Origin of the sequence: uncultured Bacteroides sp. (genome assembly GCF_905207245.1) — a bacterium.
GTDB lineage: Bacteria > Bacteroidota > Bacteroidia > Bacteroidales > Bacteroidaceae > Bacteroides.
On the sequence record NZ_CAJLKP010000044.1, the window covers coordinates 18,466 to 39,829 of the forward strand.

General features: G+C 45.2%; 12 protein-coding genes. 6 read left to right on the forward strand and 6 right to left on the reverse strand.

The window, feature by feature from the left end:
* Positions 1-15: 15 nt before the first annotated feature.
* From QZ135_RS14075 to QZ135_RS14085, 3 genes are read left to right on the forward strand one after another with little or no spacing between them, the layout of a single operon-like run.
* Positions 16-1,443, forward strand: a complete 1,428-nt coding sequence (locus tag QZ135_RS14075; protein WP_294610436.1) for a carbon starvation protein A — start codon at positions 16-18, stop codon at positions 1,441-1,443.
* A 2-nt stretch (positions 1,444-1,445) separates the two neighbouring features.
* Positions 1,446-1,685: a hypothetical protein gene (locus QZ135_RS14080; RefSeq protein ID WP_294610439.1), complete on the forward strand. Its 240-nt coding sequence runs from the start codon at positions 1,446-1,448 to the stop codon at positions 1,683-1,685.
* 2 nt (positions 1,686-1,687) lie between these two features.
* A complete protein-coding gene (locus QZ135_RS14085) occupies positions 1,688-2,173 on the forward strand; it encodes an outer membrane beta-barrel protein (protein ID WP_294610442.1) in 486 nt (161 codons plus the stop codon).
* Positions 2,174-2,594: 421 nt separating this feature from the next.
* Here QZ135_RS14085 and uvrA read toward each other — a convergent pair whose 3' ends face one another.
* Entirely contained in the window at positions 2,595-5,372 is a 2,778-nt protein-coding gene (uvrA, locus tag QZ135_RS14090) for an excinuclease ABC subunit UvrA (protein ID WP_294610444.1), read from the reverse strand.
* Between the two features lie 163 nt (positions 5,373-5,535).
* On the opposite strand from uvrA, the gene QZ135_RS14095 reads away from it, so the two are divergent.
* Both QZ135_RS14095 and QZ135_RS14100 read left to right on the forward strand, forming a co-directional pair.
* A complete protein-coding gene (locus QZ135_RS14095; protein WP_294610447.1) occupies positions 5,536-7,482 on the forward strand; it encodes an ATP-binding protein in 1,947 nt (648 codons plus the stop codon).
* Positions 7,483-7,501: 19 nt separating this feature from the next.
* Entirely contained in the window at positions 7,502-9,007 is a 1,506-nt protein-coding gene (locus tag QZ135_RS14100) for a family 10 glycosylhydrolase (RefSeq protein ID WP_294610449.1), read from the forward strand.
* A 67-nt stretch (positions 9,008-9,074) separates the two neighbouring features.
* Here QZ135_RS14100 and QZ135_RS14105 read toward each other — a convergent pair whose 3' ends face one another.
* The 5 genes from QZ135_RS14105 to QZ135_RS14125 all read right to left on the reverse strand — a co-directional run bounded on the left by QZ135_RS14105 (position 9,075) and on the right by QZ135_RS14125 (position 20,476).
* Positions 9,075-9,623, reverse strand: coding sequence for a chromate transporter (locus tag QZ135_RS14105; protein WP_294610452.1), 549 nt, complete (start codon positions 9,621-9,623; stop codon positions 9,075-9,077).
* Positions 9,624-9,692: 69 nt separating this feature from the next.
* Positions 9,693-10,229 carry a chromate transporter gene (locus tag QZ135_RS14110; protein WP_294610455.1) on the reverse strand — a complete coding sequence of 179 codons (537 nt, stop codon included), beginning with the start codon at positions 10,227-10,229 and terminating at the stop codon, positions 9,693-9,695.
* A gap of 6 nt (positions 10,230-10,235) precedes the next feature.
* Positions 10,236-14,240 (reverse strand): response regulator, encoded by a 4,005-nt coding sequence (locus QZ135_RS14115; protein WP_294610458.1) that lies wholly within the window; start codon positions 14,238-14,240, stop codon positions 10,236-10,238.
* 186 nt (positions 14,241-14,426) lie between these two features.
* Entirely contained in the window at positions 14,427-18,197 is a 3,771-nt protein-coding gene (gene purL / locus QZ135_RS14120) for a phosphoribosylformylglycinamidine synthase (protein ID WP_294610460.1), read from the reverse strand.
* Between the two features lie 194 nt (positions 18,198-18,391).
* Entirely contained in the window at positions 18,392-20,476 is a 2,085-nt protein-coding gene (locus QZ135_RS14125) for an LruC domain-containing protein (protein ID WP_294610462.1), read from the reverse strand.
* Between the two features lie 218 nt (positions 20,477-20,694).
* Between QZ135_RS14125 and QZ135_RS14130 the strand changes: the two genes are divergently transcribed.
* Positions 20,695-21,348 (forward strand): LysE family transporter, encoded by a 654-nt coding sequence (locus QZ135_RS14130; protein WP_007664434.1) that lies wholly within the window; start codon positions 20,695-20,697, stop codon positions 21,346-21,348.
* The last annotated feature ends 16 nt before the right edge of the window (positions 21,349-21,364 follow it).

The window sequence follows — 21,364 nt, forward strand, 5'->3', positions numbered from 1 at the left end:
ATCAATTGACACGCCATGATTACATTTACGCTCTGCCTGCTGGCGTTGATAGCCGGCTATTTTCTTTACGGGCGTTTTGTTGAACGGATTTTCGGTCCGGACGATCGCAAGACACCTGCTCTGACTAAGGCTGACGGAGTGGACTATATTCCTCTGCCCACTTGGAAGATCTTCATGATACAATTTCTCAATATTGCCGGACTGGGACCGATTTTCGGTGCTATCATGGGGGCCAAATTTGGAACTGCATCTTATTTGTGGATTGTACTTGGTAGTATCTTTGCCGGTGCTGTTCATGATTATCTGGCGGGTATGCTCTCCCTGCGTAATGGTGGCGAAAGCCTGCCGGAGATAATAGGTCGCTATCTGGGGATGACTACCAAACAGGTGATGCGTGGTTTCACCGTGCTGTTGATGATATTGGTGGGAGCTGTTTTCGTAGCCGGTCCTGCTGGATTACTGGCTAAGTTGACACCTGCTTATATGGATGCTACTTTTTGGATTATTGTAGTGTTCGTCTACTATATTCTTGCCACCCTGTTGCCTGTCGATAAGATTATTGGCAAGATATATCCGCTTTTTGCTGCCGCACTGCTGTTTATGGCTGTGGGCATATTGGTGATGCTCTATGTGAAGCACCCCGTCTTGCCGGAAATCTGGGACGGATTGCAGAATACGCACCCCGATGCTGCCGCACTTCCCATCTTTCCTATGATGTTCGTCAGTATTGCCTGTGGTGCTATCAGTGGTTTCCATGCTACGCAAAGCCCGTTGATGGCACGTTGCATGACGAGCGAACGCCACGGTCGTCCCGTGTTCTATGGTGCCATGATTACCGAGGGCATCGTTGCCCTGATATGGGCTGCTGCTGCCACTTACTTCTTCCATGAGAATGGGATGGGTGAAAATAATGCTGCCGTAGTGGTAGATGCCATCACCAAAAACTGGCTCGGAACTGTGGGCGGTGTGCTTGCCATACTGGGTGTGATTGCTGCGCCCATCACCAGTGGTGACACCGCTTTCCGCTCCGCCCGTCTCATTGTGGCGGACTTCCTGGGGATGGAACAAAAGTCTATGCGCCGCCGTTTATATATATGTATTCCGATGTTTCTCGTCGCTATCGGTCTGTTGCTTTACAGTCTGCGCGACAAAGAGGGCTTTGACATGATTTGGCGTTACTTCGCATGGACCAACCAGACGTTGTCCGTATTTACGCTTTGGGCGATAACGGTCTATCTGGTGCGTGAGAAGAAAGGACGCTATTATTATGTGACCTATCTTCCGGCTATATTTATGACGGCTGTTTGTACAACATACATTTGTATAGCTCCCGAAGGATTCGGGATGAGGGCTGGATTCGCTTCCTGCATTGCTATACTGTCTGGCTCAATAGCTGTAATCTGGTTCAATATCTGGTATTTCAAGACAACTAAAAAACTTTGATAATGAAGAAATTCAAGAAATCTACAAGCATCACGCTTGCCTTGCTTATTTATGTGAGTGCCACGGCAGCCTACTTCCTGCCGCGTAACACGGTCATCAGCAATACGGAAAAGTACGTCACAGTTGCGGCGTCCTACGTTATCGTGTTTATCCTCTGGCTTGTGTTACGCAAAAAGGAAGAGTTGCAGCGGAAACGTCGTGAAGAAGAAGAACAGTACAATAACACCAAAAACGATAAGTAACAATGAAAAGATTAGCATTACTCGTATGTCTGCTTGTGGCCACAATGGCTGCTCAGGCGCAGTTTGAAAAAGGAAAGTGGATTTTGAATCCCTCAATTTCAGGTTTAGGTCTGTCGCATAATACAGGGACGGACAAGACTTCTTTCGGCATTGAAGCCAAAGGCGGTGCGTTCTTGCTGGATAATGTGGCATTGCTGATACATGCAGGTGCTGCCTGGAATAATGGAGGTTCGGATACGGATGTCTATACCCTTGGTGTAGGTGGTCGTTATTATTTCAGCAATATAGGTGTATATCTGGGTGCCGACGTCAATGTGGACCGTTGGGACTGGGGAACAAGCGACGACACCAAGTTTTCATTTGGAGCAGAAGCAGGCTACGCTTTTTTCCTGACGAAGACGGTGACGCTTGAGCCTGCTGTGTATTGGAATGTGAACAGTGACCGTTCGGTATTCGGGTTGAAAGTAGGTTTCGGCTTTTACTTCTAAAACTTTTGCTGCTTTCCGCAGTAAATGAAATAAAAGAAACTTCCCTTGTGGACATCTCTGTCGCAAGGGAAGTTTTTTATTGAATTGTTTCATTGTGGCATCTTGATTTTGATTCAGATGCGCTCTGTTATGAACACAATGATACATTGATTATTTGTCGGAATTTATTGATGTCGGTACAGCGTTTTGTAACTTTTTGATTATCAATGTTGTTGAACGGTGCTGTATTCAGTATACGACAGAACCCTATTCAGTATACGATTGAATGGCATTCAGTATACGACTGAATTAGGTTCAGTATACGACTATTCCTGAAGTATGTGCTGTTTGTAAGCAATATGTATCATTATCGGTTTCTTCTTTGGCTCACAGCCTGCAAGGAAGGAGATTAACTCCGCCAATGGGCAATATTCGTATGATATTATTGTTCGTGCAACTTCTCTTGCAGAAACTGTCCCGTATAGCTTGCCGCACATTTCGCCACTTCTTCCGGTGTACCTGCTGCAACAAGGTTTCCACCTTTGTCGCCACCTTCCGGACCAAGGTCTATCACATAGTCGGCACATTTGATGACATCCATATTATGCTCGATGATGACGATAGAGTGCCCACGAAGTATCAAGGCATCGAATGCTTCCAGCAGTTTGCGTATGTCGTGGAAGTGTAATCCCGTGGTTGGCTCGTCGAAGATGAACATGGTAGGATCCGCCTTTTCCTGACTGAGATAGTAAGCCAGCTTTACGCGTTGGTTCTCACCGCCGGAAAGGGTAGAAGAGGACTGGCCGAGTTTGATATAACCCAATCCCACATCCTGCAGTGGAGCGAGTTTCTTCACGATTTTCTTCTGTCCATGCTTGGTGAAGAACTCCACAGCTTGATTGACGGTCATTTCCAGCACATCATATATGTTGACATCGTGGAATTTTACTTCCAGTGTGTCTGCTTTGAAACGTTTGCCGTGACACGTCTCACACTCCAGCACGAGGTCGGCCATGAACTGCATCTCTACGGTGATGGTTCCGTCTCCTTTGCACTCTTCGCAACGTCCACCTTCACTGTTGAATGAAAAGTGTCCGGCACTATAGCCCATCTGTTTGGCAAGCGGCTGTTCTGCCCACAGTTTGCGTATCTCGTCATAAGCCTTAAGATAAGTCACCGGGTTTGAACGACTCGATTTGCCGATGGGGTTCTGGTCTACGAACTCCACATTCCGCAGATTCTGAAGGTCGCCGCCGATAGAGGCAAATTCGCCCGGGCGCTCGCTACATTCATCCAGTTCGCGTTTCAGAGCGCGGAAAAAGATGTCGCGTACCAGCGTACTCTTTCCTGAACCACTGACACCGGTCACCACAGTCATCACATTCAGTGGGAAACGTACATTTACCCCTTTCAGATTGTTCTCTCTCGCTCCGGTCAGTTCTATGTAGTTATTCCACGGACGACGGTGTTCCGGAACGGGAATTTCTTCCTCGCCCAGCAGGTAGCGGACAGTATAACTGTCACTGCCCGACTGCAAATCCTTCATGTCTCCCTGGTAGACCACTTGTCCGCCCAGGCGTCCGGCTTTCGGACCGATATCTATAATGTAGTCCGCTGCACGGATAATCTCTTCATCATGTTCCACAATGACCACCGTGTTGCCCAGTTGTTGCAACTGGCGCAGCACATGTATCAGCTTGTCGGTATCACGGCTATGCAGTCCGATACTCGGTTCATCGAGGATATAGAGCGATCCCACCAGGCTGTTACCTAATGATGTTGCAAGATTGATACGCTGGCTTTCACCACCCGAGAGCGAATTGCTGAGGCGATTCAGTGTCAGGTATCCCAAACCTACATCGAGCAGGAAACGGATGCGACTATTGATTTCTGTTAGAATGCGGGTGGCAACTTCCGTATCGTGTTTATCCAGTTTCAGATTATCGAAGAACGTCTTTAATTCTGTAATGGGCAAGTCCACAAGCTCGGAAATGTTGCGTCCACCCACCCGTACATAACCGGCTTCGGGTTTCAGGCGAGTGCCGTGACATTTCGGACAGATTGTTTTACCACGATAGCGAGCCAGCATCACACGATATTGTATCTTATACTGATTTTCTTGCACCATCTTGAAGAAAGCATTGATACCCTGAAAATAGGGAGTGCCTTCCCACAGCATCCGGCGTTGTTCGTCCGTCAACTCAAAGTAAGGGGTGAAAATCGGGAAGCCGGCTTTCTCGGCACCACGTATCACCATGTCTTTCCATTCGCCCATTACTTCGCCACGCCAGCACACCACGGCGCCGTCGTAAACAGATAGTGAACGGTTGGGCACCACCAGATGCTCGTCAATGCCGATAACCTTACCGAAACCTTCGCACTCAGGGCAGGCTCCGATGGGAGAGTTGAAAGAGAACATCTGGTCGTTCGGTTCTTCAAAAGTGATGCCGTCGGCTTCAAATTTTGTGCTGAAACGGTAGAGACTGGTCGTTCCATCGGCCTGATAGAAACGCAGCAGGCAGGCACCATCTCCCTCGTACATCGCTGTCTCGGCAGAGTCTGTCAGACGGCTGATTGCGTCCTTCTCTTTAGATGCCACCATACGGTCTATCAGCAAGAAAACCGTATCTTTCTCTTCCGGCTGGTATTCATCGATGCGTACCATCTCTCCATTCACTTCGAGGCGGTTGAAGCCTTGCTTCATATCAATATCCAATTGCTGTTTCATCGTGCGCCCTTCGCGCAGCAATATTGGAGTAAGCACAGTATACCTTGTTCCTTCCGGATAACCCAGCATACAGTTTACGATATCTTCAGTGGAATGTTTTTTTACTTCCTCACCGCTTACGGGACTGAATGTCCGTCCGATGCGGGCATACAGCAAACGCAGGTATTCGTAGATTTCGGTAGAGGTGCCGACTGTGGAGCGCGGATTGCGGCTGCTCACCTTCTGCTCAATGGCGATGGCAGGCGGAATTCCCTTTATAAAGTCGCATTCCGGCTTACTCATACGTCCCAGGAACTGGCGTGCATAGCTGCTCAGGCTCTCTACATAACGGCGTTGCCCCTCGGCATACAGCGTGTCGAATGCCAGGGATGATTTACCCGAACCGGATAGACCGGTGATGACGACAAGCTTGTTGCGGGGAATTTCTACGTCTATATTTTTCAGGTTGTTGACGCGTGCGCCTTTGATAAGTATGGAGTTGTTTTTTGTCATAATCAGAGTCACTAAAGTGAATTACAAGCTACAAAGATAATCACTGTCGTTCAAATATGTACAATGATTGGCAGGTTAAGATTTGTTATACTTTTAAATAGTTACTGATATACAAGCAGGAAAAGCATTATTTTTATGCGATTTTTTTAAAACAAACATCCTTATGCGATACCCCCGATTATGCTTCTATGCAACTTTGGTATGCTTGTTCTATTGTTTCGAGACAATCACCGGACAAGAGACCATTGATTTGAAATCATTTGCCGACAGTGCACGGAAAGCTGCTGGCAAACCGGATTTCCTTCCTTTGGGCACGCGCTTTCTGGAACTGGCGAAAGAACAGAAAGACACGACACAAATTGCTGATGCTTATGCTTGCATTGCAAGCCACTATTATGATTTGGGCAATATTGACAGTTTGCGCCTGATTACCTACGAATATATGGACTGGGCCGACCGTTGCCACCGTAATACTGACCGCTATCAGGCATGGCGGCAGTACATTCAGCGAATGACGGAGAAAGGTATGCAGGAGGAGGCAATGCGGGAAACGGAATTGCTGTCTAAGGATGCCGAGAAGCGGAAAGATAAATATGGTATGGCATCCGGAGAGATGTGTATAGGCTATAATCACCGCATATTCGGCCAGAATGTGAAACTTTGTCTGGAATATTATGATAATGCCTTGAAACACTTCGAGGAGGGCAAATACTATCGTGATGCTTATGTTGTATCTCTCAATATTATTCAAACTTATTTGGCACGTCAGGCTTATGCTGATGCCCTCCCTTATCTGGATAGACTGGAACAGTTGAAGAAGGCCACTGAAAATAAAAATTATGGAATAGGGGCGGCTCTGCACATGCGTTATTATCAGTTTCGTGTGATCGGCGCTTTAGGAACAAAGGGTAAAGCAGCCGCAGAATCTTATGTGAAAGAGGCTGATGCTTATTATCGTAAGCATAAAGAGGATATTTCTCCGGAAGGCTGGTTTGGTTACAAACTTATGTGCAGCCAGATATTGGGAGATATACGTACTGCCGTATCTTACATGGATTCGCTGATTGATTATCAGAATTCATTGGGGAATTATTATCCGGGCAATTATCGCCAGAAGGCTATTATGCTGGAACAGATTGGAAATTACAAGGAGGCTTGCCATGCTTTTGCCGAGTATGCTCAGTTGAATGATTCTATCCGTACAGCAGAAATGGATGAGCAATTGAACAAATATACCGCTCAGTTTGAAGTAGACCGTCTGAAGATGGAAAAGTTGGAACTGAGCGATAAGATGAACCGTGAACGCCTGATCATTGTATTTACAGCAGGCTGCGTAATTCTGATCCTGCTTTTACTGGTCACTTACCTTTACGTTCGCACCCTTTCCATGAATAGGAAACTGGATAGTGCCCATAAAGAAATACAGAAGATGAGCCGTATCAAAAGTTCCTTCATTCAACATGTTACGCATGAATTGCGTACTCCGCTCAACTCTGTGGTCGGTTTCTCGGCCTTGCTTGCCGAAGAGGGATTAAATGCCGAAGAAGCGCGTGAATATTCCGATCAGGTGGAGAAGAATAGTTCATATTTGTTGGGACTGATAGATAATATCATTGATATAGCTGATATGGATTCACAGACGGCGGATATGCCTAAAGAAGCGATTGATGTCAATGCCTGCTGTCTTGAATGTATAGATGCATTCGGTGGTAAACAGAAAGAAGGGGTGGAAATTCAGTGGATACCATCTCCGGAGACTCCTGTGGTGCTGACTGTTCGCGCTTGGATGAAGCGTGTGCTTTCTCTTTTGCTGGATAATGCAGCGAAGTTTACGGAGAAAGGCGTAATTTGTTTGCGGTGTGAGGAAGACAAAGCCCATGGCGTTGTACGCTTTATTTTAGAAGATACAGGTATCGGTATCGATTCGCAATATAGAGATACTGTGTTCGAGCGCTTTTTTAAAGTGGATACTTTTACGCCCGGTACCGGACTGGGACTTTCCATCGCTCGTCAGGTAATGGATATTGTAGACGGGAAAATATATCTGGATGCTGACTATACCCAAGGTACCCGCGTCATTGTGGAATGGCCTATTAATAGCAATCACTAAAAATAATGGACTTATAAGAATGAAACTGAGAACCTTTTTATGCGTATGCGCCTTACTCCTTTCTTTGGGAGTTGCTGCGCAATTACAACCTGAGAGATATCCCAAACGTGAATTCCGTGCAGCATGGATACAAGCCGTCAACGGACAATTCCGTGGAGTTCCTACCGAAAAGCTGAAGCAAATTCTGATAAATCAGTTGAATTCCTTACAAGAAGCCGGCATTAATGCCATAATCTTTCAGGTGCGCCCCGAGGCAGACGCATTGTACGCTTCGCAATATGAACCCTGGAGCCGTTTTCTGACAGGTGTGCAAGGCGAGGCTCCAAAGCCTTACTGGGATCCGATGCAATTTATGATTGAAGAATGTCATAAGCGGTGTATGGAGTTTCATGCCTGGATTAATCCTTATCGAGTGAAGACTTCTCTGAAAAATGAACTTTCTCCTATTCATATTTACAGGAAGCATCCCGAATGGTTTGTTACTTATGGCGATCAGCTTTATTTTGATCCGGCATTGCCCGAAAGCCGCAATCATATCTGCAAGGTGGTGACTGATATTGTTTCCCGTTATGATGTGGATGCTATCCATATGGATGATTATTTTTATCCCTATCCTAAACCGGGAGTGGACTTTCCGGATGATGCCAGCTTTACCCGCTATGGCGGTGGTTTCTCCAATAAAGCAGACTGGCGGCGCAGCAATGTCAATGTATTGATAAAGAAAATACATGAGACGGTGCGTGAATTGAAGCCGTGGGTTAAGTTCGGTGTTTCTCCATTTGGTATCTATCGCAATGAGAAGAGTGACCCGTTGGGTAGTAAGACCAATGGATTGCAGAACTATGACGACCTTTATGCCGATGTACTCCTTTGGGCTCGCGAAGGTTGGATAGACTATAATATTCCGCAAATATATTGGCATATCGGTCACCCGGCGGCTGATTATGAGACATTGGTGAAGTGGTGGGCGAAGAATACGGAGAACCGCCCTTTATTCATCGGACAATCTGTAATGAACACAGTGCAGAATGCTGATCCGCAGAATCCATCCATAAATCAATTACCCCGTAAAATGGCGTTGCAGCGTGCTTATCAGACGATTGGCGGAAGTTGCCAATGGCCTGCCAGTGCTGTGGTGGAGAATGCCGGGAAGTATCGCGACGCTTTGATTGCGGAATATCATAAGTATCCTGCTCTGCCGCCTGTTTTTGAATTTATGGATAATGAAGCACCGGGCAAAGTGCGTAAGGTGAAACCTGTATGGACGGCCGACGGATATATCCTGTTCTGGACAGAGCCGAAGTATAAAGATGAAATGAATCGTGCCGTACAATATGTAGTCTATCGTTTTGATGCTAAAGAGAAAGTGGATATCAGTAATCCTGCTCATATCATAGCCATCACACGGGATAATTTCTATAAGTTGCCCTATGAGGATGGCAAGACTAAATACCGCTATGTAGTGACGGCACTCGACCGACTACATAATGAATCAAAAACAGCGGCTAAAAAGGTGAAATTATAAGGAAGATATATTGAGATGTTGCTTTATTCGGGCGAATAGTTATTTGTCCGAATAAAGCAACACTCTTTTAATACAGTATCAGTCCCGCTACTCCGCAGGCCACAATCATCACAATCGGATTGATTTTATATTTTCTGGTTCCCACAAATGCCACCAGGAATATAATACAACTGACAATAAACGCATATATATCTTCTTTGGGCGAACTGAAGTTTTCCGTATTCATCAGCACCAATGCCGCCGAAGCCAAAAGACCCACGACTGCCGGGCGCAATCCACTGAATACCGCCTCTACTGCGGGATGTTTCTGATATTTCAGGAAGAACTTGCTGATAGCCAGCATCAATATAAACGAGGGAAATACTACGGCAACAGTAGCTATAATAGACCCCCAGACATTTCCCGTAGCCGTGAAGCCTACATATGTTGCCGAATTGATTCCGATAGGTCCCGGTGTCATCTGGCTGATAGCCACAATATCCGTAAACTCTTGCGGTGACAGCCACCCGTAGCGAGTGACTACTTCACCTTGTATCATTGAAAGCATGGCGTATCCACCGCCAAAGCCAAACAGTCCTATTTTGAAGAAGGTATAAAACAACTGGAAATAAAGCATGGAAACAGTTATTAGTTATTAGTTATGAATGTGCAGCTCATTTTTAATTTTCAATTCTCAATTTTTAATTTACGAACGTCGTAGCCGTCCGTACAAGTATCCTCCCACTCCGGCAATAATGATGACCCAAATAGGAGAGAAACCGAACAACCAGATAATCAAAGCAGATACCACAGGTATCCAGATGTTGTAGCGGCTAATTTTAGCAGATTTCGCCATACTGAATGTAGGGGCTGCTATAAGCGCAACTACTGCCGGACGAATCCCTTTGAAGATACGCTCTACAATTACATTATCCTTGAAGTTATGAAAGAACATCGCTATAGCAAGTATAATGAAGAATGAAGGCAGAATTGTGCCCAAAGTAGTGACTAAACTTCCACGAAAGCCCCGTAACTTATAGCCGATAAAAATGGAAATATTGACTGCAAGGATACCAGGTGTTGATTGAGAAATAGCGAGTAAATCAATAAAGTCGTCTTTGGCAATCCATTTCCGTTTATCTACAATTTCTTCTTCTATCAGTGGAACCATCGCATAACCGCCTCCGATAGTGAAAACTCCTATTTTAGAAAAGAGGCCGAATGCCTCAAGGTAAATATTCATGTTCTCTTATTTATCGTCATTATTATCTTCTTTCTGTTTTGCATACTGGCTCGGACTGACATTGAAGTGTTTCTTGAATACTTCACGGAAGTACTTCGCGTCACTGAATCCTGTCATTTCTGCAACTTCTGTTATGCTGTACTGCTGCTCTTTCAGTAACTGTGCTGCACGTTTCAGGCGAATCAGTCGGATATAATCCGCCGGGGCCTGGTCGGTCAGAGCTTTTATTTTATTATAGAAACTTGTACGGCTCATATTCAGCAAAGCACAGAGCATTTCTACATTGAGAGCGGCGTTGTCTATATTCTCCTCTACATTCTTTTTGACGGAAGATATGAATTTCCAGTCGAGGTCGGTGGAGCAGTTGAGGCAAGTAGCATCGTCCTCCTCATCTTCCAGGTTGGCATATTTGTGCCGTAACAAGGAACGATTGGTGAGTATATTGGCAATTGTGGCACGCAGAATACCTATATTGAAAGGCTTCACAATGTACTCGTCCGCCCCGGTCTTCAACCCTTCAATGATGTTCCGGTCATTGTTCAGTGCCGTAAGCAGTATGATGGGAATATGTGACGTTTCAATATCATTTTTCAATATGTGGCACAATTCGTCTCCGCGCATTTCAGGCATCATGATATCCGAAATAATCATGTCGGGCATGTATTCTTTAACTATATCAAGAGCCGGTTTGCCATCATTGCATACTTGTATGTTGTAATTATCCGATAGCGTATTGCGCAGATACTCCCTCAACTCATCGTTATCTTCAACAATGAGGATTTTCGGAAGGTCACCATTCTGTTGCTTCTGTTGGGTACTTTCGTAAACGGTGTTGGATGGCATATTTTTAGGTACCCCCGACTCTGCATAAACCACCTTTTCACTTCCCGGTTTCGGAGTGTGAATAGCTTTGCGATAATACTTCTCTCCCTTCGGGAAGGTAACCTTGATACAGGAACCCTTACCTTCCGTACTGCTGAAGTTTATTTTTCCCTTATGCAGGTGGACGAGCTTCCATACCAGTAACAAGCCGATGCCACTACCTGTGACTTTCGAATTAATGGCATTGCTGCCCCGGAAGTGTATTTTAAATAGCTTCTTTTGTTCGGAAGCCGGAATACCGATACCCGTATCTTTTACCTCCACACTCCAACTGTCTTCTGTTTCGGCAGTAAAGATATGTACGCTACCACCCTCCGGCGTATATTTCAGGGCATTGGATATTATATTTTTCAGAATAGAGTCCATTTTGTCCTTGTCGAGCCAGATATTCATGTATCGGAAATTACTTTCATAAGTCAGACTGACCCGCTTCACATCAGCGTATGCGCGGAAAGCATTTATCATCTCCTCCATATACGTACTCAGTTCGTATTCTGATACATACAGTGAACCGGAATATGTGTCTGCACGTTCAAAATTAATTAGATTGGTGGTCAATCTCAGCAAAGCATTCACGTTTCTTATGGCGGTATTCATGTTGCTGCGTCCGTCCGGAGTCAGGTTTTCTTTTTCATAAAGATCTTCCAGCGGTGCTTTTATCAGTGTCAGCGGAGTACGGATGTCATGCGCCGTATTAATAAAGAAGCGTATCTTTTCGTCCGAAGCTTTTCGCTGTTTACGCAAAATGATGATGCGTAATGCGATAATGGCAATCGCCGCAATGACTGCCGCATAAACCAGTAATGCCCACAAGCTGAGCCAGACGGGTTGTTCTATCACAATATCCATACTGCGTTCTTCGAGAACAACCCGTCGGTCTTCACTGGAGATGGTACGCACCCGTAATGTGTATTTTCCTGGGTTCAGGTTGGTGAACCGGATCAGACAATCCTTTTCCGGGCGACTCCATCCATCGTAAAAACCATCCAGTTTCCATGAATAAAGGAGTAGTGACGGATAGTCGTAATTGATAGAAGATACTTTTAGAGAAAATATATTTTGATTATATTTTAGTCTCAGCGTTTTTGTTTCATCTATATCCATTTCCAGTGGTGAACTCTCATCGCCCGGATAAACGGTTTGGTAGAATACCCTCAAATCACTGAATACCATCTGAAACTTATAGTCGCGTGGGATCATCATGTCTTTATCAAACTCTATTGCTCCGTCTGTACTTCCGAGGATAAAGTTCCCGTTCTTGCGAAGTGTCCCCGATGTTGCGTTGAAATGATCGCTTTTCAATCCCTGTTCCTTTGTCCAGTTATGGAATACCTTTGCTGTCGGATAGTAACTGGTCAGACTGTTTTCGGTACTTAGGAGGATGTTTTTGTCTCCGTCTGAAAGAATGGTATATATATTATTGGAGATAAGGGCACAATTATCTTTGTGGAAATGCTCGAACGACTTGTTATTATGATTATAGATAAGTAGTCCGGAATTGCTGGTTCCTATATACAGCAGACCGTCTTTATCCTGATAAAGTGCATTAATATAGAAAGATTCTATTGGCATCTCTATATATTGATACTCACCGGTTTCTTTATCCAGCAGATTCAAGCCTGTGACAGTGCCTATCCACATGTGTTGTTCATCCTTTTCTTTGATATCCGTGATGCCGCTCAAACCGGGATATAGCCGAATTTCTTTAGTTTTGAAATTAATCTGCTTTAAGTTGTAATAGCCACCCGACCAGATGCTACCGTCGGATGATTTCATAATGGAACGTATATACTTATCCGGTCGGATATTGCTACCGCTAAAAGTTGTAGGAGTGAAAAACTCAGCCTTCATCCGGTTTTTGTCTATCTGGTAAATACCGGAACTGTATCCCCCTGCCCAAATGACGCCCGGTGAAACTTCACACAAAGAAATGAATACATGATTCTTTGTCAGACTTGTATTGTCGAATACGCTGAGGAATGAGTGCCATTGTTGGGTTTTGGTAACATAAAGGCTGATGCCGTTGTTGGTGGCGAACCATAAATCACCATCATGGTCTTCAACGATGGCATTCACCTGGTCATTGATGAGCGATTGCTTGTTGCCAATGGAATGTTTAATCCATTGGTAACTGGTATATTGATTGTTTCGTATCGTGATTCCAATAGGATAATTTGCCATCCAGATACGGTCACCGTCTACATAGAAATCATAGATACTGTTGCCGTTCATGGCATTATAACTGTTGTAATCGGCCATGATATAAGGCTCGCATTTATACGTCTCCACATCCATTTTATAAATACCGGCACCATCCGTTGCTATCAATATTTCTTTGTCATTGAAAGCTTTGATACGTGTGATGCTGACGTCTTCCAGACCAGCATTGAGTTTGATGGTCTGATGGAGGTTCATGTCATATGCATAGACACCTCTCTGAAAGGTCCCTACGAAAAGCTTGCGGCTTCCTTTGTGAAGGAATAACTCATTGACCTGCATCTTCAGATTATCGAGCTTTTCGCAAGGAGAAAGGCTGAGGACATTATCTTTTAACTCAGCATGATGTATGCCGTCATCCGTACCGATGAAATAGTGTTCAGGGTCAATCTGTTCGACGTCTGTAATGCTTTCGCCAATCAGATTCTGGATGACGGTAGTCTTTCCGGTTTTGGTATCATAGAGGTACAACGCTTCTTCATTGCACAACCATACTACGTTGTTGGTGTCAATGAAGCCATAGCTTACGGGAGAAGGATTCCCTTTCACTACCTCGTCCGGCAACTTGTATACGAACTGGAAGCGGTCGTGCGTACTATCATAGCGGAATACTCTTCCCTTTTTGCCTATTTCCCACAGAGTTCCGTCTACGCCTACATAGAGCCAACTCAGATTCAGCATTGAGTTAACTTCTATCTCGCTGTCTATTAGGCGGTATTGTTTGAAGTCTTTTCCGTCATAACGGTCGATGCCATTATGTGTAAGAAACCACATATAACCCTTCGGACCTTTTTGGATGGCATATACCCTGCGATTGCTCAATCCATCTTCTACGCCAAGATATTTATATGTTTGGGCGATGCAGAGGGAAGATATATATATGAATAAAAAGAAAAGAACAAATTTTCTCATAACAGTTACGGTCGTTTTGTTATTGGGGGCATTTGTGAAATTAACGCAAAAATATGCATTTTGTTTGATAAAAGCAAAATGAAAGTAGAATAATAATGGTCTATTTCTCTGATAGTTTGCATGAAAAAGGCGCAAGTTGTAAAATGTAACCTGCGCCTAATCTATTACTTGAATAATCGGAGAACTCTACTTAACTTTCTCTTCTATCCATTTGCGAGCATTGACGAAGGCTTCCATCCACGGAGTGATTTGATCACTGTGCAGACGTTCTGCCGGGTAACAACCATTCTGCCATGGGAAAATGGCACGTTCCAAGTGGGGCATGATTGCCAGATGGCGTCCGTCGGCGCTGGCTATACCTGCTGCTGAGAAGTCCGAACCATTCGGGTTGGCGGGATACTCATCATAGCTATATTTAGCCACCACATTATATCTGTCTTCATCATACGGCAAAGAGAATTTACCTTCTCCATGAGCTACCCAGATACCGAGTTTGCTGCCACTCAACGAACCGAACATTACGCTGCGGTTAGTTGGGATGGTGAGGCCGAGGAATCTGGACTCGAACTTGTGGGACTCGTTGTGCAACATCTTGCCTTGTTTCTTATGTTCCGGAGTGATAAGGTTGAGTTCCATCATCAACTGGCAACCGTTGCAGACACCCAGTGAGAGCGTGTCTTCGCGTGCATAATATTTGTCGAGTGCCTCTTTCGCTTTCGGGTTGAAGAGGAATGCACCTGCCCAACCTTTGGCCGAACCCAATACGTCGGAGTTAGAGAAACCACCACAGTAAACAATCATGTTCACATCTTCCAGTGTTTCACGTCCGCTGATGAGGTCGGTCATGGTCACGTCTTTCACATCGAAGCCTGCCAGATAAAGGGAGTAGGCCATTTCGCGTTCACCGTTCGTACCTTTCTCGCGGATGATGGCTGCGCGGATACCGGAGGGTGTACGGCGGTTCGGGTCGATGCCATATTGTGAGAATTTGCCTTTGAAGCCCGGCATGAAAGCGAATTCAAGTGGCTGCATCTTATAATTCTCAAAACGTTTCTTGGCACAGCCGTTCATAGACTGTTTGCGGTCGAGAAGGTAAGAAGTAGAATACCATACATCGCGCATATAGTCGATGCCGAACTGATAAGTGGCATCATCTTTAGTGATGAGGATGTGGCGTTCGTCGGTCGGCTTACCAATCTTCACGAAACCTACACCGGCATCTTCCAGTATTTGTTTCACCTGGTCTTTATGCTTGTCGCTCACCTGGATAACAATACCCGGATTCTCGGCAAACAGAAGTTTCACGAGATCATGTTCCTTCATTTTGTCGAGGCTGATTTCCATACCGCCTTCTACGTTGGCGAAGCACATTTCCAGCAGGGTAGTAATGAGGCCACCGGCTGATATGTCGTGGCCGGCAAGAATCAGGCCTTTGTCCACCAGTTCCTGTACGGCAAGGAAAGCGTCGCGGAAATATTCGGCATCCTGCACTGTAGGTACTTCATCGCCTACCTTGCCCAATGATTGTGCAAAGGCGGAGCCACCCAGTTTCAATGTATCGAAACTAAAGTCGATGTGATAAATCGTAGTCTTTTCATCATTAACAAGAACGGGAGAAACCACTTTCTTTACGTCTGAAACTTCGCCACCTGCTGAAACAATTACTGTTCCCGGAGAAATCACTTTGCTGCCGTCGGGGTATTTCTGTGTCATGGATAGAGAGTCTTTTCCGGTAGGCACGTTGATTTGCAGGGAACAACAGAAATCACTCAAAGCCTTCACAGCAGTGTAGAGACGCGCATCTTCACCTTCTTGTGAGCGGCAAGGCCACATCCAGTTTGCAGAGAGTGATACGCTGTCCAGTCCTTCGGCAAGCGGAGCCCATACAAGGTTAGTCAATGCTTCGCTCACGGAAAGTACAGAACCGGCAGCCGGGTCGGCAAGCGCAGCCTGTGGGGCGTGTCCCAGTGAAGTGGCAATACCTTTCTCGCCACGATAGTCGAGGGCTACCACACCGCAGTCACTCAACGGCAATTGTAATTCGCCCTGGCATTGTTGGCGGGCAATCTTACCTGTTACGGAACGGTCTACTTTGTTGGTCAACCAGTCCTTGCAGGCAACTGCTTCCAGTTGCAATACGTTCGTCAGGTATTCGTGCAACTTGGCTTGCTCGTATTTAGGCATTTCATAGTGACGTTCTACGGTCTTATCTATCATGTAAGTCTTGGGAGACGAACCGAACATCTGTTCAACGGCAAGGTCGAACAGACGTACACCGTCAGCCTGCTGGAAAGCGAAGCGATGGTCGCCGGTAGTTTCACCTACTACGTACATCGGGGCGCGTTCGCGTTCAGCCACTTTGCGCACGTGCTCAATGGCTTCTTCCTGAATGAGCAAGCCCATGCGTTCCTGACTTTCGTTGGCAATGATTTCTTTGGCGGAGAGGGTTTTGTCGCCAATAGGCAACTTGCTCATGTCAATTACACCACCACATTCTTCCACCAATTCAGAAAGGCAGTTCACATGTCCTGCCGAACCGTGGTCGTGAATGGATACCACTGGGTTTGTTTCTTCTTCGCAGAGGGCGCGCACCACATTATAGGCACGTTTCTGCATTTCAGCATTGGCGCGCTGCACAGCGTTCAGCTCAATGCCACTACTGTAGCGTCCGGTATCTACAGAAGATACGGAACCACCGCCCAAACCGATGCGGTAATTATCACCACCGATAACGACTACTTTGTTTCCGGCTTCGGGGGCACCTTTCAAGCAGTCACGTTTGGTACCATAACCCACACCACCGGCAAGCATGATAACTTTGTCGTAACCGTAGAAAGTTGGCGAGGTTTCAGTTGGCGAGTTGACAAGGTCTGCCTTGTCCCCTTGTCCCCTTGTTTCCTTGTTTCCTTCTTCACGGTGTTCGAAGGTCAGCACAGAACCGCAGATTAGCGGCTGGCCGAATTTGTTACCGAAGTCACTGGCACCATTGGATGCTTTAATTAGAATCTGTTCCGGAGTCTGGTACAGCCATTGGCGTACAGGCAGGATTTCTTCCCAGGGACGCCCTTCATCGGTGCGGGGATATGAAGTCATGTAGACAGCAGTTCCGGCAATGGGCCATGAACCTTTACCACCACCCATACGGTCGCGGATTTCACCGCCTGTACCGGTGGATGCACCGTTGAACGGTTCTACGGTTGTGGGGAAATTGTGTGTTTCTGCTTTCAGTGAGATAACGCTCTTGATGTCTTTCACCTGGAAGTAATCGGGCTTGGAGTGGTCTGCCGGAGCAAACTGTTCAATCACCGGACCTTCGGCAAAGGCTACATTATCTTTGTATGCTGAAATAATCTTATTGGGATTTTCCTGAGTAGTCTTTTTAATCATCTGGAAGAGGGAAGACTCTTGTTCTACACCGTCGATGATGAATGTTCCACCGAAGATTTTGTGGCGGCAGTGTTCGGAGTTGATTTGGGCGAAACCGAATACTTCGGAGTCTGTCAACTTACGTCCAAGGTCTTGTTCTACTTTTTTGAGGTAGTCCATCTCTTCTTTAGAGAGTGCCAGGCCTTCTTTCTCGTTGTAAGCTTCCAAATCTTCGATATGGATGATTGGTTCCGGCTTACGGTTGGTGGTGAATACTTCCTGATCCAGACCCTTATACATGCGTTGCAGCATCGGATCGCGGTCAGCGTTTTCATCTTTTACGGGGAAATACTCCTCAATACGGATAATGCCGTTCAGTCCCATATTCTGGGTGATTTCTACAGCGTTCGTACTCCATGGAGTAATCATTTCGCGGCGTGGACCTACGAAATGTCCTTTCAGGTTGTCTTCACTTTCGGGGGTGGCTTCTCCAAAAAGCCAGCAGAGTTTGTCGATGTCTGCCTGGGAAAGTACGTGGTCGCAGTCTACGGCTATCACGCTCTTGGATGGGGTCTTGAAAAAAAGAATCATACTGAATATTTATGATTTATGATTTATGATTTATGCTTGGGGTACTCCGGAAAAGACTGGGAAGTGCTTACGGAAGTACCGGCTTTTTTTCTTTGGCGCAAAGATACATAAAATCGTTGGGGAGAGAAAGAAAAGGAAATAAAAAACGCATGCAGATTTGCTTGCATGCGTTTTTATCGGGAATCCTTATTGTTTTACTTTACTTTATCCGGGAAGGGGTGGTTATACCAATCGTAATCCGGCTTGGTTATCCATAGTTCGAAATTCTCAAAAGACTGGCGAAGATTGTTACCCTCTAAAGGGAAACTGAATTCGCCGGGAATTCTCATAACCCAGCAGAAATTGCCTTCTGCCCTGAATGGGGTATTGGGGGATGCAACCACTCCGCCAATGGTGGATGTGTCAAACAAGTTGGTTGCTTTTTCATTGATCTGGTGGATTTCCATACGTTTGCCTTGTGATGCGTTACAAGTGATGAAGAAGTTCAAATTGTCTAAAGTTAATTTGGACTCTTCCACGCTGTTCTCTTTGAAATGAATGGTTACGGTGAATACTTTAGGATTGAATTCAGCGTTCTTATAGGTACCTACGATGGGAGTGCCGGTATAGCCTGCAAAAGCGTGCGCATGGTCGAATAGAGGCACAACTGCAAAAGTTTGTTCTTGTTCTGTGCCATTGGCATTGGTTTTGAACATATTTTCTGTGAAATTATTACTCGTATCATATTGGATACTGCTAATGTTGTCGGCAGTGAGTTCGTCCAACTGTACTGCTGCAGAAATGCGTTTACTCGCTCCGATGGCGGCAAGTTTGCACTTGAGGGTGGCTTGGGTTGCATAGTTACCTGTGACCTTTAGTGTAGCTTCGGTAACCAATACAATGTCATTCATGTCGTAATCGCCAAAGTTAGGCCACAGGTCTTCAAAGGCGTAGGTATACTGACCTAAAGTATATTCTTTGTCTTTGCCGGGCTCTTCCGGGGTACCCCCTTCTTCTGGGTTGTAGGCGGGAGCGCAATCAGATCCTGTTGTCTTCACACCCGTGTTGGCGGCAGCTTTTGTATTACCCCATCGGGCGTCATCTTCCAGATGGATGTTCTTTGGCTTTTCCCCATTGTTATGGTCGCATACGATAAATACCCGGTCTTCAATTTGGGGAGTCTTACCATTGTGTTCGTTTATTACTGTTGCATTCGTTAGTTTGACCACGGCCCATTTGCCATCATCATCTCCTTCTATTTTACAGTCATTTTTAAACTCTAAAGTTTCTTCAACCTCTAAAAGAGAGTTCTTTTCCATCTCTAAAGTGGCTTTTTGCATCCACATCGTTTTGGAGAAAACGTATCCCTTCTCTTTTATTTCAAGTGGTGAATCATCTTTTCCGTTACCATCTAATTCTATTCTTTTGGCGTGAAGGCATCCGTAGTTGTCAATTTCACCGCCATTTTTAATGGCGAGTGTTCCGCTCACTGTCATAGTGCCGTAATTCTCTATTTCAAATTCATCTTTAACAGTGAAGTCGCCTAAGCATTGAAGTCCTCCTGCTGTTTCTCCCTTGGACTGTTCCTTACTTAAGATGATAAATTTGGCATTTTTGTGGTTCTGAAATGCATTTTTCGCTGAAATGTTTAATATTCCTGCAATATAAATTTGACCGCCTTCCATGATATTAATATTGTCATTCAAATTAACCATGTTTCCGGCAGAAACTTTGTACTTTTCATCCTTATTTATCTTGGTGATGTCCGCTGTTAGCTCTTTCGCTTTATTCCAATCTTTTAGGTCGTCGTTACCACGTGTAGTTGTGCTGGTAACCCGGGTGGGGATGGCTGTATTGTCGGATTCTCCCAGATGTACTGTTGCTTTTTTATTGACTATCGGGACGTTGCATTCCAATGTCATTTGGCTACCATCTGTGTAGCGCAATGTTTGAATTACGGTCACTATTGTATCACTGGCAGGTAGTGTGATTTCTTTGTTATAAGGATGGTTGGAGTTGGCTGTGCCAATAGCTACAGGCAAGCTTTCTTCATCAGCTCCTTGTGGATAGACGGAGATAGTGTAAGTGTGGGGCGTATTATTACCGATAGCTGCATGAACGGCAACCTGTGCAGTAGTAGACCACGGGAAATCGGAGGGGATAGTCAGGTCGGTGACATTTCCGTTGTCTGGTTCTTTGTCTGGCTTGCTGTCAGGATTATATACATCATTGTCCATACAGCCGATAAGTGCAAGTAGTGTAATGAATAAAAGATTCTTTAATTGATGAGTTGTTTTCATAAGCATGTTTTTTCTGTTTGTATTAATTAACGATACAAAGATAATGAAAATCTTGATATAAAACTACGGTAACTTGCTTTTTTTGTTCTTTTAAGTTGGTGTATTGATAGGAGTTATACTGAATTATTTTGTACTTGACTTAGGCGTTTTATGATAATCAGTCGAAAAAACGTTAACACAATTGGTTCGTCTCACAAAAAAGTACGATATTTGCAGCCATGATTGAAATAAGGACCATATTCGATATATTATGGAAGGGCTTTATTATCGGGGTAGTTGTGTCTGCACCGCTGGGGCCTGTCGGCGTGCTGTGCATTCAGCGTACGCTGAACAAGGGGCGTTGGTATGGTTTTATAACGGGACTGGGAGCTTCGTTGAGTGACATTGCCTACGCCTTGCTGACAGGATACGGAATGAGTTTCGTATTTGATTACGTCAATAAAAATATTTTTTATTTGCAGTTGTTCGGAAGCATTATGCTGTTGGCATTTGGCATTTATACGTTTCGCAGTAATCCCGTCTCGTCCATTCGTCCTGTTTCTACCAATAAAGGTTCTTATTTTCATAACTTCATAACGGCATTCGCCGTCACACTATCCAATCCACTTATTATATTCCTCTTTATCGGACTCTTTGCACGCTTTGCCTTTGTCAGCGAAGGGGTATTGGTGTTTGAGGCGGTCACCGGATACCTGGCTATTGCATTGGGAGCATTGGCGTGGTGGTTCGGCATTACTTTCTTTGTGAATAAAGTCCGTACACAATTCAACCTGCGCGGCATCTGGATATTGAACCGTATCATCGGAGGCATTGTCATTGTTGTGTCTGTGTTTGGATTGGTGTTTACGCTGATGGGCGAATCACTTTACTGACAAGAAATATAAAATC

Bases quoted from the DNA above. Each gene is read 5' to 3' on its own strand.
- QZ135_RS14075 (WP_294610436.1), top strand. From the start codon at position 16: ATGATTACATTTACGCTCTGCCTGCTGGCGTTGATAGCCGGCTATTTT.
- QZ135_RS14080 (WP_294610439.1), top strand. From the start codon at position 1,446: ATGAAGAAATTCAAGAAATCTACAAGCATCACGCTTGCCTTGCTTATT.
- QZ135_RS14085 (WP_294610442.1), top strand. From the start codon at position 1,688: ATGAAAAGATTAGCATTACTCGTATGTCTGCTTGTGGCCACAATGGCT.
- uvrA (WP_294610444.1), bottom strand. From the start codon at position 5,372: ATGACAAAAAACAACTCCATACTTATCAAAGGCGCACGCGTCAACAAC.
- QZ135_RS14095 (WP_294610447.1), top strand. From the start codon at position 5,536: ATGCGATACCCCCGATTATGCTTCTATGCAACTTTGGTATGCTTGTTC.
- QZ135_RS14100 (WP_294610449.1), top strand. From the start codon at position 7,502: ATGAAACTGAGAACCTTTTTATGCGTATGCGCCTTACTCCTTTCTTTG.
- QZ135_RS14105 (WP_294610452.1), bottom strand. From the start codon at position 9,623: ATGCTTTATTTCCAGTTGTTTTATACCTTCTTCAAAATAGGACTGTTT.
- QZ135_RS14110 (WP_294610455.1), bottom strand. From the start codon at position 10,229: ATGAATATTTACCTTGAGGCATTCGGCCTCTTTTCTAAAATAGGAGTT.
- QZ135_RS14115 (WP_294610458.1), bottom strand. From the start codon at position 14,240: ATGAGAAAATTTGTTCTTTTCTTTTTATTCATATATATATCTTCCCTC.
- purL (WP_294610460.1), bottom strand. From the start codon at position 18,197: ATGATTCTTTTTTTCAAGACCCCATCCAAGAGCGTGATAGCCGTAGAC.
- QZ135_RS14125 (WP_294610462.1), bottom strand. From the start codon at position 20,476: ATGAAAACAACTCATCAATTAAAGAATCTTTTATTCATTACACTACTT.
- QZ135_RS14130 (WP_007664434.1), top strand. From the start codon at position 20,695: ATGATTGAAATAAGGACCATATTCGATATATTATGGAAGGGCTTTATT.